A 12,692-nucleotide genomic window follows, 5' to 3' on the forward strand; every position below is an offset into this window, starting at 1 on the left:
TCACGAGAATCTGGATATCTTCCCGTGAGTCCCGATCATGAAGCGTGCCGACTCCCTCATCCCCCCCAGCGGCCCGCCCGAGGTGGCCCGGCTGGCCGAGCCGACGCCGCCGCTGGGCTATCGCGCCCTGGTGGTGGTGGTGCTCTCGCCGTTGGCCTTCGCCCTGGTCTTCGCCTGCTGGACCCTGTTTGCCGTGCTGGGCCTCGAGCTCAGGCGGGATCTGGCCCTGAGCCCGCTGGCCTTCGCGATCCTGCTGGCGATGCCGCTGCTGGCCGGCGGGCTGGCGAGCCTGCCCACGGCGCTGCTGGCGCGTCGCCTGGGAGGGCGCCGGGTCATGCTCGGCTGTCTGCTGTGGATCTGTCCCTTCCTGTGGTGGGTCGGCCATGCCGATCACTATGCGGAGTACCTGCTGGCGGGCCTGGGACTCGGTGTCGGGGCCGGCGCCCTGGCCGCCGGCCTGGTCCATGTGGCCACGTTGGGCCCGGCGCGTCACGTCGGCCTGGCACTGGGGCTGTATGGGGCCGGCATGGTCGGGGCGGGGCTCGGCTACCTGTTGTTGCCCCTGGTGAGCCAGGCCTATGGGTGGCGCCTGGCCCCGCTGCTCTACCTGCTGCCGGTGGCACTGGTCGCAGGGCTTTTGTGGCTGTTTGCCGACGATGCCGGCACGCCGTCCGACGGCCCGGTGCGCCGCGCGTCGGGCACCCTGGGCGCGGGGCTGCGACGGCTGCGGGACTGGTCGCTGTGGCGGCTGGCCATCACCTACGGCTTCTTCTTCGGCACCTTCGTCGGCCTGGCGCTGTGGCTGCCGGGGGAGCTGGCGGCGCGCTACGGCCTCTCGCAACAGGCCGCGGCCCAGTGGGGGTTGCCCTTCCCCCTGGTGGTGGGGGTCGGCCAGGTGGCGGGAGGGACCCTGGCCGACCGCCATGATTTCCGCAGCCTGCGCTGGTGGGTCAGCGCCTTCGTGCTGGTCTGCCTGTTCCTGCTCTCCTATCCGCCCTTCACGATGCAGATCCATGGCGTGCATGGGACCCTGGCGCTTCACTACGACGCGCCCCTGTGGGGCTTCGAGCTGCTGCTCGCGCTGATGGGACTGGCCATGGGCCTGGGGCTTGGCAGCCTGATGCGGCTGATCCATCGCGACCACGGCGAGGACATGGTGCTGGTGGGCGGCCTGGCACTGACCCTCGGCGGGCTCTTCGCCGCCCTGTTGCCGCCGGTGTTCGTGCTCGGCAGCGTGTGGACGGGGCTCAATACGGCCGGCTTCATGTTCCTCTATGCCGCCCTGGTGCTCTGCATGCTGGTGATGCTGGCCGACCATGCCCGCGGCGCGCGCCGCTGAGCCATCCTGGTCCGGCCCCGAGCCAACCGGCTCACCGGCCCCGCGATCCGCTGCCCCCTCTCCCCGTCGTCCGCAATGCCTGCCGCCAGGGGCTTATCCCCTGGTTGCAGGGGCGCCTATCCCCTTGGGGGTAGAGGCGATGTATATGGAGGTAACCGGGCAGTAATCGGCGCCGGGATCGCCCAGAATCGGCTCCAACGACCCTGGCCGCGAGCGACATGAGGCGGCGGCGCAGGACGGGTGACCCGAAGGGGTCACGCATCTTTTCGAGGAGCCTGGAGAGCGACCATGAGTCACTTCATCGATCGGCTGAACTTCTTCCGCAAGGCCCGCGAGCCCTACGCCAACGAGCATGGCGAGCTGCGCGACGAGTCCCGGGGCTGGGAAGACGGCTATCGTCAACGCTGGCAGCACGACAAGATCGTGCGCTCCACCCACGGGGTGAATTGCACCGGCTCTTGCAGCTGGAAGATCTACGTCAAGAACGGCCTGGTCACCTGGGAGACCCAGCAGACCGACTACCCGCGTACCCGGCCGGACCTGCCCAACCACGAGCCGCGGGGCTGCCCGCGCGGGGCCAGCTACTCCTGGTACATCTACAGCGCCAACCGGCTCAAGCACCCGTTGGTGCGCAAGCCGCTGCTCAAGCTGTGGCGCGAGGCCCGCGAGGCCAAGGGCGACCCCGTCGAGGCCTGGGCCTCCATCGTCGAGGATCCGGCCAAGGCCAAGCAGTACAAGCGCGCCCGCGGCATGGGCGGTTTCGTGCGTGCCGACTGGGACGAGCTCAACGAGCTGATCGCCGCCTCCAACGTCTACACCGCCAAGCAGTTCGGTCCGGACCGCATCATCGGCTTCTCACCGATCCCCGCCATGTCCATGGTCTCCTACGCCGCCGGCAGCCGTTACCTGTCGTTGATCGGCGGTGTCTGCATGAGCTTCTACGACTGGTATTGCGACCTGCCGCCGGCCAGCCCTCAGACCTGGGGCGAGCAGACCGACGTGCCGGAGTCCGCCGACTGGTACAACTCGGGCTACATCATCGCCTGGGGGTCCAACGTGCCCCAGACCCGGACCCCGGATGCCCACTTCTTCACCGAGGTGCGCTACAAGGGCACCAAGACCGTCTCGGTCACCCCGGACTACGCCGAGGTCTCCAAGCTCACCGACGAGTGGCTCTCCGCCAAGCAGGGCACCGATGCGGCCCTGGCCATGGCCATGGGCCACGTCATCCTCAAGGAGTTCCACCTCGACAAGCCCAGCGCCTACTTCACGGACTACGTGCGTCGCTATACCGACATGCCGTGCCTGGTCGAGCTCGAGGCCCGGGAGGATGGCAGCTATGCCCCCGGCAAGCAGCTGCGCGCCAGTGACTTCGCCGACAACCTGGGCCAGGACAACAATCCCGAGTGGAAGACCGTGGCCTGGGACGAGACCCGCGACCAGCTGGTGGTGCCCCGCGGCTCCATCGGCTTCCGCTGGGGCGAGGAAGGCAAGTGGAACCTCGAGCCGCGCGACGCCGAGGGCGACGAGATCGTGGCGCGCCTGAGCCTGGCCGAGGCACGGGACGACGTGGCTCGGGTCGCCTTCCCCTACTTCGGCGGCATCGCCCACGAGCACTTCGACCACGTGAAGAGCGGCGGCGCCAGCGACGAGCTGCTGTTCCACAGCCTGCCGGTCAAGCGCATGACCAAGGCGGACGGCAGCGAGGTGCTCGCGGTCACCGTCTTCGACCTGATGTGCGCCAACTACGGCATCGACCGTGGCTTTGGGAAAGAGGGCGAGGACGACGGCGCCACCGCCTTCGACCAGGTCAAGCCCTATACGCCGGCCTGGCAGGAGAAGATCACCGGCGTGCCCGCCGAGCAGTGCCTGCGCATCGCCCGGGAGTTCGCCGACAACGCCGACAAGACGCAGGGGCGGTCCATGATCATCGTCGGTGCCGGGATGAACCACTGGTACCACATGGACATGAACTACCGCGGCCTGATCAACATGCTGGTCATGTGCGGCTGCATCGGGCAGAGCGGCGGCGGCTGGTCCCACTACGTGGGCCAGGAGAAGCTGCGCCCGCAGACCGGCTGGCTGCCGCTGGCCTTCGGCCTGGACTGGCAGCGGCCGCCGCGGCACATGAACTCCACCTCCTTCTTCTACAACCACTCCAGCCAGTGGCGCTACGAGAAGCTCGAGATCAAGGAGATCCTCTCGCCGCTGGCCAACCCCGCCGACTATTCTGGCAGCCTGATCGACTTCAACGTGCGCTCCGAGCGCATGGGCTGGCTGCCCTCCGCCCCGCAGCTGGCCACCAACCCGCTGCGCCTGGCCAAGGCCGCGGAGGCCGCCGGCATGTCCACCAAGGACTATGCCGTCGAGCAGCTCAAGAAGGGCGAGCTGGCCTTCGCCGCCGAGGACCCGGACAACCCGCAGAACTTCCCGCGCAACATGTTCATCTGGCGCTCCAACCTGCTGGGCAGCTCCGGCAAGGGCCACGAGTACATGCTCAAGTACCTGCTCGGCACCCGTCACGGCATCCAGGGCAAGGACCTGGGCGAGGACGGCGGCCAGAAGCCGGAAGAGGTGAAGTGGCACGACCAGGCCCCGGAGGGCAAGCTCGACCTGCTGGTGACCCTGGACTTCCGCATGTCCACCACCTGCCTGTACTCGGACATCGTGCTGCCCACGGCAACCTGGTACGAGAAGGACGACCTCAACACCTCGGACATGCACCCCTTCATCCACCCGCTGACCGCGGCCACCGACCCGGCCTGGGAGTCGCGCAGCGACTGGGATATCTACAAGGGCATCGCCAAGGCCTTCTCCAAGGCCTGCGTGGGCCACCTGGGCGAGGAAACCGACCTGGTCACCCTGCCGCACCAGCACGACTCCCCCGCCGAGCTGGCCCAGCCCGAGGTCAAGGACTGGAAGAAGGGCGAGTGCGAGCCGATTCCCGGCAAGACCATGCCGGCGCTGATCGAGGTCAAGCGTGATTACCCGGCTACCTACGAGCGCTTCACCTCCGTCGGCCCGCTGCTCGACAGCCTGGGCAACGGCGGCAAGGGCATCAGCTGGAAGACCGAGAAGGAAGTGGAGCTGCTCGGCAAGCTCAACTACGTGAAGACCGAGGGGCCGGCCAAGGGCCGTCCGCGCATCGAGTCGGCCATCGACGCCGCCGAGGTGATCCTGACGCTGGCCCCGGAGACCAACGGCCAGGTGGCGGTGAAGGCCTGGGATGCGCTGTCCAAGATCTCCGGCCGCGATCACAAGCACCTCGCCGAGCCCAAGGAAGAGGAGAAGATCCGCTTCCGCGACGTGGTGGCCCAGCCGCGCAAGATCATCTCCAGCCCGACCTGGTCCGGCCTCGAGGACGAGCACGTCTCCTACAACGCTGGCTACACCAACGTCCACGAGCTGATTCCCTGGCGCACCGTCAGCGGCCGCCAGCAGTTCTATCAGGATCACGCCTGGATGCGCGCCTTCGGCGAGAGCCTGCTGGTCTACCGGCCACCGATCGACACCAAGGCGGCGGTCAGCCTGGCCGAGCCCAAGGGCAACGGCAACCCGGAGATCGCGCTCAACTGGATCACCCCGCACCAGAAATGGGGCATCCACTCCACCTACAGCGACAACCTGCTGATGCAGACGCTGTCCCGCGGCGGGCCCATCGTCTGGTTGTCCGAGGACGACGCCCGCGCCATCGGCGTCGAGGACAACGACTGGATCGAGCTCTACAACGCCAACGGCGCCATCGCCGCCCGGGCGGTGGTCAGCCAGCGGGTCAAGAACGGCATGGCGATGATGTACCACGCCCAGGAGCGGATCCTGAACATGCCGGGCTCCGAGGTCACCGGGACCCGTGGCGGCATCCACAACTCGGTCACCCGCGTGTGTCCCAAGCCGACCCACATGATCGGCGGCTATGCGCAGCTGGCCTACAGCTTCAACTACTACGGCACCGTCGGCTCCAACCGCGACGAGTTTGTCATCGTGCGCAAGATGAAGAAGATCGACTGGCTGGACGGCGAGGGCAACGACTATGAGCAGGAGGCCGTGAAATGAAGATTCGTTCCCAGGTAGGCATGGTCCTGAACCTCGACAAGTGCATCGGCTGCCACACCTGTTCGGTGACCTGCAAGAACGTCTGGACCAGCCGCGAGGGCGTCGAGTACGCCTGGTTCAACAACGTCGAGACCAAGCCCGGCATCGGCTATCCCAAGGAGTGGGAGAACCAGAAGAAATGGAACGGCGGCTGGCTGCGTCGCAAGGACGGCCGCATCGAGCCGCGTATCGGCGGCAAGTGGCGGGTGCTGGCGAATATCTTCGCCAACCCCGACCTGCCGGAGATCGACGACTACTACGAGCCGTTCACCTTCGACTACCAGCACCTGCATACCGCCAAGCAGGGCGAGCACCAGCCCACGGCCCGGCCGCGCTCGCTGATCTCCGGTCAGCGCATGAACAAGGTCGAGTGGGGCCCGAACTGGGAGGAGATCCTCGGCACCGAGTTCGCCAAGCGGCGCAAGGATGCCAACTTCGAGCAGGTGCAGGCCGACATCTACGGCCAGTTCGAGAACACCTTCATGATGTACCTGCCGCGGCTGTGCGAGCACTGCCTGAACCCCACCTGCGTGGCGTCCTGTCCGAGCGGGGCGATCTACAAGCGCGAGGAGGACGGCATCGTCCTGATCGACCAGGACAAGTGCCGCGGCTGGCGGATGTGCATCTCCGGCTGTCCCTACAAGAAGATCTACTACAACTGGAAGACCGGGAAGTCCGAGAAGTGCATCTTCTGCTACCCACGCATCGAGGCCGGCCAGCCGACGGTGTGCTCCGAGACCTGCGTGGGGCGCATCCGCTACCTGGGTGTACTGCTCTACGATGCCGATCGCATCGAGGAGGTGGCGAGCTCCCCGGACGAGCGGGATCTCTACCACCGCCAGTGCGAGATCTTCCTCGATCCCCATGATCCCGAGGTGATTGCCCAGGCCAAGAAGGACGGCATTCCCGACAACGTGATCGCCGCCGCCCAGGCCTCGCCGGTCTACAAGATGGCCATCGACTGGGGCCTGGCACTGCCGCTGCACCCGGAGTACCGCACCCTGCCCATGGTCTGGTACGTGCCGCCGCTGTCGCCCATCCAGTCCGCCGCCGAGGCCGGCCAGGTGGAATACGACGGTGTGCTGCCGAAGATCGAGTCGCTGCGCATCCCGGTGAAGTACCTCGCCAACATGCTCACCGCCGGCGAGGAGGCCCCCGTGGTGCTGGCGCTCAAGCGGCTGATGGCTATGCGCCTCTACATGCGCGGCAAGCACGTGGAAGGCGCGGCCAATGCCGCGGTGCTCGACGAGGTCGAGCTCACCGAGGCCCAGGTCGAGGAGATGTACCGGTATCTCGCCATCGCCAACTACGAGGACCGCTTCGTGATCCCCACCAGCCACCGGGAGATGGCCACCGAGGCCTTCCCCGAGCGCGGCGGCTGCGGCTTCAGCTTCGGCGACGGCTGCCACGGCGACAGCGGCGAGAGCCTGTTCGGCGGACGCAAGTCGACCACCACCCTGGTCAAGCCGGTGGACGTCTTCGACCCCCATGCCCAGAGCGAGGAGGCCCGTCATGGTTGAGGCCGCGCTGCAACATCCCGAGCCCACGGGCGACATGCTGAGCCTGCGCGTACTGGCCCGGTTGCTGGACTATCCCGGCGAGGCGCTCCAGGCCGCCGCCGGCGAGATGATCGAGCTCCTCGACGCGGAGCGGCGCTGGTCGGCGTCGTTGCGCACGGCCCTGATGGACTGGTGCCAGCGCCTGGCCGAGGCCGACCTCATGGACCTGCAGGCCGAGTACGTGGCGTGCTTCGATCGCGGCCGGGCCACCTCGCTGCTGCTCTTCGAGCATGTCCACGGCGAGTCCCGGGACCGTGGCCAGGCCATGGTCGACCTGATGGCCGAATACCGGGCCGCCGGCTTCGAGATCGATGCCCGGGAGCTGCCCGACTACCTGCCGCTGTTCCTGGAGTACCTCTCCACCCGGCCCGAGGCCGAGATCGCCCGCTGGCTGGGCGAGATCCACCATATCCTGGCGCGCCTCACCGCGCGCCTCGAGGAGCGCGGTGCCGATCATGCCCTGGTGCCCCTGGCGCTGCTGGCGCTGATCGGCGCCGAGGCGGAAGTGGACGAGCACCGTGAGCCTGTCAAGGAGGAGGCGCGGGACGATACCCCCGAGGCCCTGGACGCCGTCTGGGAGGAGGAGGCCGTGCGCTTCTCCGCCGCCTCCGACCAGGACTGTGCCCTGCAGTCGGCGGAAGGTCGCCGGCTCGCCGAGCGCAAGCATCAGGTGTCGAGCGACCCCGTCAAAATCATGCCCAGCAGCGGCTCGACCGACCGCGCCGTGAGCGATCGCTAAAGGAGAACCGTCATGTTTAGCGAATACCTGCAACACCTCATTTACGGCTACTACCCCTACCTGGCCGGCACGGTGTTCCTGGTCGGCAGCCTGCTGCGCTACGACCAGGGGCAGTTCACCTGGAAGACCGGCTCGAGCCAGATGCTGTCCTCCAAGAACATGCGCCTGGCCAGCAACCTCTTCCATATCGGCATCCTGGTGATCTTCTTCGGCCACCTCTTCGGCATGCTGACGCCTCACTGGGTCTACGCCCCCTTCCTGAGTGCCGGTGCCAAGCAGGTGATCGCCATCGTGGTCGGCGGCATCGCCGGGGTGCTGTGCCTGGCGGGCGGCGCCATGCTGCTGCATCGCCGCCTCACCAATCCGCGGGTGCGTGCCTCCTCCAGCACCATGGATACCCTGATCCTGGCCCTGCTGGTGCTGCAGGCGGCGCTGGGCGTCACCACGGTGTTCTTCTCCCTGGGGCACCTGGACGGCGAGATGATGCTGACCCTGGCCGCCTGGGCCCAGGCGATCGTCTTCTTCGGCGGTGGCGCCGCGGACTACATGGCGGAGGTGTCCTGGATCTACAAGGTGCATGTCTTCCTGGGCCTGACCATCATCCTGCTGTTCCCCTTCACCCGCCTGGTGCACGTGTGGAGCGTACCGCTGGGCTATATCACCCGGCGCTACCAGCTGGTCCGTCGCCGCGGTTAAGGGAGGAGACCTCATGCAGAAGATCGATATCGAGCAGCTTCCGGGGGGGGGGATGCCCCCTCCCATCCGGGTCGGCGAAGCCGACATCGACGAGGGAGCCATCGCCCGGGAAATGCAGTACCACCCGGCGGACTCGGCCGGCACGGCCCAGCTCAAGGCGGCCCGCGCCCTGGTGGTTCGCGAGCTGCTGCGCCAGCGGGCGGCGCAGCTCGGCCTGACCGATCGTGACGGGGAGGCCATCGAGGAGGGCGATGCGGTCATCGCCGCCCTGCTCGAGCGCGACCTGGACGTGCCCGAGCCCGCCGAGGCGGACTGCCGGCGCTTCCATGCCAGTCACCCGGAGCGCTTCAGCGAGCCCACCCGGTTGAGGGTGCGACATGTGTTGCTGGCCGCGGCCCCGGATGATGCCCCGAGCCGGGATGGCGGCTATCGCCTGGGCGAGAAGCTCATCCGTCAGCTGCGGGAGGCGCCGGAACGCTTCACCGAGCTGGCCCAGCGTCACTCGGCCTGTCCCTCCCGGGAGGAGGGCGGCGAGCTGGGCTGGCTGCTGCCCGGCCAGACCGTGCCCGAGCTCGACCGTGCCCTGCAGCACCTGCCCGAGGGGCTCCACGAGCGGCCGCTGGCGTCACGCTATGGCTGGCATGTCGTCAGCCTCGATGCCCGGGTCGAGGGGCGCACCCTGCCCTATGAGGAGGTTGCCGACCGGGTTCGCCACAGCCTCAGGGAGCAGGCCACCCGCCGGGCGCTGCGGCATTACCTGCTGGCCCTGGAGGCGGCGATCGGCGTCGAGGGGATTGCCCTCGACGAGGATGCCGCCGGTGCGCTGATGCAGTGACGTTCGCTGGAAACCCGCCTTCGCTCGTCGGTGTTTCCCCTCGAACGTCCGCCTGAAAGATTCTGCAAGAGCCGCCCGCCATCCGGGCGGCGAGGAGTCCCTTATGTCCCATGTTTCCTCCGACGCTCCCTTTGTGCCCCTGGGAATCGCCGTGCTGACCGTCTCCGATACCCGCGGCTACGACGAGGACGGCAGCGGCGACCTGCTCGGCGAGCGGCTCACCGCTGCCGGGCATGCCCTGGTGGAACGACGCATCGTGCCCGATGACGTCTATCGCATCCGGGCCGTGGTCTCGGCCTGGGTGGTCCGCGAGGATATCCAGGCCATCCTGGTCAACGGCGGCACGGGGTTCACCGTCCGGGATACCACGCCCGAGGCCCTGGCCCCGCTGTTCGACAAGGCCGTGGACGGCTATGGCGAACTGTTCCGCGCGCTCTCGCGGGAGACCGTCGGCACCTCCACCATCCAGTCCCGGGCCGTGGCCGGGCTGATCGACCGCACCCTGGTGTTCGCCATGCCCGGCTCGCCCCGGGCCTGTGCCACCGCCTGGGACGGCATCCTGGCCGACCAGCTGGATGCTCGCACCCGGCCCTGCAACTTCGTCGCCATGGTCCAGCCCGAGGCCCCGCGCTGCGACTCCCGCCAGGAACCGCCGGCCGACGCGGAGCGGGCTCAGGGAGCCGAGGCATGAACTGCGGCTGCGAGGCGACGGCGAGCACGGGGCTTCTGGACCTGTTCGACGCCCGGACGCTGATGATCGCTGCCGCCACCCCCGTCGCCGGTGTCGAGCGGCTGCCCCTGGAAGCAGCCGGTGGCCGGGTGCTGGCCGAGCCGGTACAGGCCCAGCTGGACATGCCCGGCGTCGACAACAGCGCCATGGACGGCTATGCCCTGCGCCTGGCGGATCTCGCGGCGACGGGAGGGAGCCTGCCGGTGGTCCAGCGGATTCCCGCCGGAGCCGGCGTGCAGTGCCTGGCCGAGGGCGGCTGCGCGCGGATCTTCACCGGCGCGCCGCTGCCCCGGGGGGCCGACGCGGTGGTGCCCCAGGAGCGCACCAGCGTCGATGCCGCGGGCCGAGTGCACTTCCCCGCCGAGGTCCTGGCCGGCGCCAACATCCGCTGCCGCGGCGAGGAACTTCGCGCCGGGGAGGCGCTGCTCGACCCGGGGGCACGACTGTCGCCGTCCGCCGTCGCCCTGCTGGCCAGCCAAGGCATCGCCAGCGTGACGGTGCGTCGACGGCTGCGCGTCGCGCTGATCAGCACCGGCGACGAGGTGATCGAGCCCGGCCAGGCCTGGACACCGGGGGCCGTCTACAACAGCAATGGTGCCATGCTGCGTCAGCTGCTCGCGGCCCAGGGCTGCGAGTGTCTCGACCTGGGAGTGGTCGTCGATACCCCCCGGGCATTGGCCCAGGCCTTCCTGCGCGCCCGTGAGACGGCCGACCTGGTGCTGTGCACCGGCGGCGTCTCGGTGGGGGAGGAAGACCATGTGCGCCCCGTGCTGGAGACGCTCGGCGGCCTCGACTTCCATGGCGTGGCCATCAAGCCTGGCAAACCCTTCGCCCTGGGCTATCTGGGGCCCTCCCGGGAGGCCGGCACGCCGCTGATCGGCCTGCCCGGCAACCCGGTGGCCTCGCTGGTCGGCTGGCAGCTCCTGGCACTGCCCTTCGTGCAGGGCCGGCAGGGACGCACGCCGACTCCCCTGCAGGCGTTCCCGGTGGTCGCCGGTTTCTCCCGCCGTGCTCCCCGGGGGCGGCGCGAACTGCTGCGCGTGGTGCTGGACTGGCGCCAGGGCCGCCCGGTGGCGCGTCTCGCCGGCGGCCAGGGCTCGCACATGCTGGGTGCCGCCTGCCAGGCCCATGGCTACCTGATGATCGACCCCGATACTTGCGTGGAGGAAGGCCATGCCTACGCCTACTGCCCCGGTGCCCAGTTCCTCGACTGAGCTGATGCTGCGGCCCCGACAGCTTCGCGACCTCGTGGTCGGCGTGCCCTGGCTGGGCGGCCTCGACGACGAGGCCGTCAGCGCACTGCTGGCGGATGCCCGAATCCAGACCCTCAAGAGCCGCGAATGGCTGTTCCGCCAGGAGGCCCCGGCCCACTGGCTGTACATCGTCATCAGTGGCGCCGTGCGCCTGGTGCGCTCCGCCGGCGACGGCCACCTTGCGACCATTCGCTGCGTGGAGCGTGGCGGTCCGCTGGGCGAGTTGAGCATGGTGTCCAGCGAGGGCCGCTACCTGTATTCCGCCGAATCCCTGCGGCGTACCCAGCTGCTGGCGATCCCCGCCGGTCGCTGTCGCGCCCTGCTCGATGACCAGCCGGCCTGCCGCGCCGAGTTCATGAGCCGCCTGGCGCTGGAGCTTACCGAGCGCCTCGAGGACCTGGCGTTGATCACCCAGGCCGACGCCATGGCCCGGGTGGTCAGCTATATCCTGCGCCAGCTGCCACCGGGGCGGGCCAACGGTCCCCGGGTGGTGCGCCTGACCATCCCCAAGTGCTGGCTGGCCGCCCAGCTGGCGATGACGCCGGAGACCCTGTCGCGGCTGCTGGCCCGGCTGCGCGAGGCGGGGGCCATCAACGTCGAGCGCCAGCGTCTGGTCGTGCTCGATGAGCAGAAGCTGCGCGACATCATGCTCGCCGACCACTGACCCATCACCCTAGGGAGGAACCATGTCCCGACCCGCGCGCAAGTCCCGTCCCCTGGTCTATGCCTGCTCCGGCTGTTCCGACGTGGCCCAGCTCGCCAACGAGGTGGCCCTGCGCCTGGACCACGCCGGCGATGCGGAAATGTCGTGCATCGCCGGCGTGGGCGGCGGGGTGCCCGGCCTGGTGCGCACCGCCCGCTCCGAGCGTCCCATCGTGGCCATCGACGGCTGCCAGATGCACTGTGCCCGCCACTGCCTGGCCAATGCCGATGTCACCCCCACCGAGCATGTCCGCCTCTACGATCTGGGCCTGAAGAAGCGCAAGGGCCGGCGCTACGACGAGGCGACCATCGCCGCCGTCACCGAGGAGGTCGGCGAGCTGATCGCCCGGCTGCCGGCGGGTAGCGCCGGCTCGACCTAGACGACGATGCCCCGCCCGGCATGCCGGGCGGGGCATCGTCTGGCGTCGCGCCTCGCGGCGGGGCGCTCAGCCCAGCGGTTTCGGGCCAGTGGCGCTGGCCGCGTCGGTCGCGGCTTCGGGGGGCGCGGCCTCGGCGGCGGCACCGAGGGCTTCGAGACTGGCGATGGCCTCGTCCTGCGCTTGCCACAGCTTGCGCTCCGCCTCGCTGGCTTTCGGCGAGAACAGCCCGAACTGGGCGTAGAGGATGCCGATCACCGGCGACAGCCAGCAGGCGAAGGCCAGCGGGATATACAGCAGGTTCACGACATTGCCCTCGACGATGCCCAGCCCCAGCGCGCTGATCACGAAGGCCCCGCCGGCGTTCCAG

10 protein-coding genes and 1 pseudogene are annotated in these 12,692 nt (G+C 69.0%); 10 read left to right on the forward strand and 1 reads right to left on the reverse strand.

The annotated features are described in order from the left end of the window. The first annotated feature begins 37 nt into the window (after positions 1 to 37). From EKG36_RS09335 to EKG36_RS09380, 10 genes are all read left to right on the forward strand, one after another. Positions 38 to 1,339 carry an MFS transporter gene (locus tag EKG36_RS09335; protein ID WP_126483363.1) on the forward strand — a complete coding sequence of 434 codons (1,302 nt, stop codon included), beginning with the start codon at positions 38 to 40 and terminating at the stop codon, positions 1,337 to 1,339. Between the two features lie 288 nt (positions 1,340 to 1,627). Continuing rightward, entirely contained in the window at positions 1,628 to 5,392 is a 3,765-nt protein-coding gene (locus EKG36_RS09340) for a nitrate reductase subunit alpha (RefSeq protein WP_126483365.1), read from the forward strand. Beyond that, positions 5,389 to 6,951 (forward strand): nitrate reductase subunit beta, encoded by a 1,563-nt coding sequence (narH, locus tag EKG36_RS09345; RefSeq protein ID WP_126483367.1) that lies wholly within the window; start codon positions 5,389 to 5,391, stop codon positions 6,949 to 6,951. Before EKG36_RS09340 ends, narH begins: the two co-directional genes overlap by 4 nt. Further along, a complete protein-coding gene (gene narJ, locus EKG36_RS09350; protein WP_126483369.1) occupies positions 6,944 to 7,729 on the forward strand; it encodes a nitrate reductase molybdenum cofactor assembly chaperone in 786 nt (261 codons plus the stop codon). Before narH ends, narJ begins: the two co-directional genes overlap by 8 nt. A gap of 12 nt (positions 7,730 to 7,741) precedes the next feature. Further along, entirely contained in the window at positions 7,742 to 8,425 is a 684-nt protein-coding gene (narI, locus tag EKG36_RS09355; RefSeq protein WP_126483371.1) for a respiratory nitrate reductase subunit gamma, read from the forward strand. Between the two features lie 13 nt (positions 8,426 to 8,438). Continuing rightward, positions 8,439 to 9,260 (forward strand): peptidylprolyl isomerase, encoded by an 822-nt coding sequence (locus EKG36_RS09360; protein ID WP_126483373.1) that lies wholly within the window; start codon positions 8,439 to 8,441, stop codon positions 9,258 to 9,260. Positions 9,261 to 9,363: 103 nt separating this feature from the next. Beyond that, positions 9,364 to 9,951 carry a molybdenum cofactor biosynthesis protein B gene (gene moaB, locus EKG36_RS09365; protein WP_126483375.1) on the forward strand — a complete coding sequence of 196 codons (588 nt, stop codon included), beginning with the start codon at positions 9,364 to 9,366 and terminating at the stop codon, positions 9,949 to 9,951. Continuing rightward, on the forward strand, positions 9,948 to 11,204 hold the full coding sequence (locus EKG36_RS09370) for a molybdopterin molybdotransferase MoeA (RefSeq protein ID WP_126483377.1): 1,257 nt from the start codon (positions 9,948 to 9,950) through the stop codon (positions 11,202 to 11,204). Before moaB ends, EKG36_RS09370 begins: the two co-directional genes overlap by 4 nt. Beyond that, positions 11,164 to 11,907 carry a Crp/Fnr family transcriptional regulator gene (locus EKG36_RS09375; RefSeq protein ID WP_126483379.1) on the forward strand — a complete coding sequence of 248 codons (744 nt, stop codon included), beginning with the start codon at positions 11,164 to 11,166 and terminating at the stop codon, positions 11,905 to 11,907. Before EKG36_RS09370 ends, EKG36_RS09375 begins: the two co-directional genes overlap by 41 nt. Positions 11,908 to 11,929: 22 nt before the next feature. Further along, on the forward strand, positions 11,930 to 12,325 hold the full coding sequence (locus EKG36_RS09380; RefSeq protein WP_126483381.1) for a putative zinc-binding protein: 396 nt from the start codon (positions 11,930 to 11,932) through the stop codon (positions 12,323 to 12,325). A 66-nt stretch (positions 12,326 to 12,391) separates the two neighbouring features. Here EKG36_RS09380 and EKG36_RS09385 read toward each other — a convergent pair. Next, positions 12,392 to 12,692 (reverse strand): annotated as a pseudogene (locus EKG36_RS09385) (hypothetical protein); the annotation flags it as partial.

The organism is Halomonas nitroreducens (assembly GCF_003966155.1).
Taxonomy (GTDB): Bacteria; Pseudomonadota; Gammaproteobacteria; order Pseudomonadales; family Halomonadaceae; genus Halomonas; species Halomonas nitroreducens.

What these genes read in the sequence shown, in the direction of transcription:
- EKG36_RS09335 (WP_126483363.1), top strand. Translation starts at nt 38, where the DNA reads ATGAAGCGTGCCGACTCCCTCATCCCCCCCAGCGGCCCGCCCGAGGTG.
- EKG36_RS09340 (WP_126483365.1), top strand. Translation starts at nt 1,628, where the DNA reads ATGAGTCACTTCATCGATCGGCTGAACTTCTTCCGCAAGGCCCGCGAG.
- narH (WP_126483367.1), top strand. Translation starts at nt 5,389, where the DNA reads ATGAAGATTCGTTCCCAGGTAGGCATGGTCCTGAACCTCGACAAGTGC.
- narJ (WP_126483369.1), top strand. Translation starts at nt 6,944, where the DNA reads ATGGTTGAGGCCGCGCTGCAACATCCCGAGCCCACGGGCGACATGCTG.
- narI (WP_126483371.1), top strand. Translation starts at nt 7,742, where the DNA reads ATGTTTAGCGAATACCTGCAACACCTCATTTACGGCTACTACCCCTAC.
- EKG36_RS09360 (WP_126483373.1), top strand. Translation starts at nt 8,439, where the DNA reads ATGCAGAAGATCGATATCGAGCAGCTTCCGGGGGGGGGGATGCCCCCT.
- moaB (WP_126483375.1), top strand. Translation starts at nt 9,364, where the DNA reads ATGTCCCATGTTTCCTCCGACGCTCCCTTTGTGCCCCTGGGAATCGCC.
- EKG36_RS09370 (WP_126483377.1), top strand. Translation starts at nt 9,948, where the DNA reads ATGAACTGCGGCTGCGAGGCGACGGCGAGCACGGGGCTTCTGGACCTG.
- EKG36_RS09375 (WP_126483379.1), top strand. Translation starts at nt 11,164, where the DNA reads ATGCCTACGCCTACTGCCCCGGTGCCCAGTTCCTCGACTGAGCTGATG.
- EKG36_RS09380 (WP_126483381.1), top strand. Translation starts at nt 11,930, where the DNA reads ATGTCCCGACCCGCGCGCAAGTCCCGTCCCCTGGTCTATGCCTGCTCC.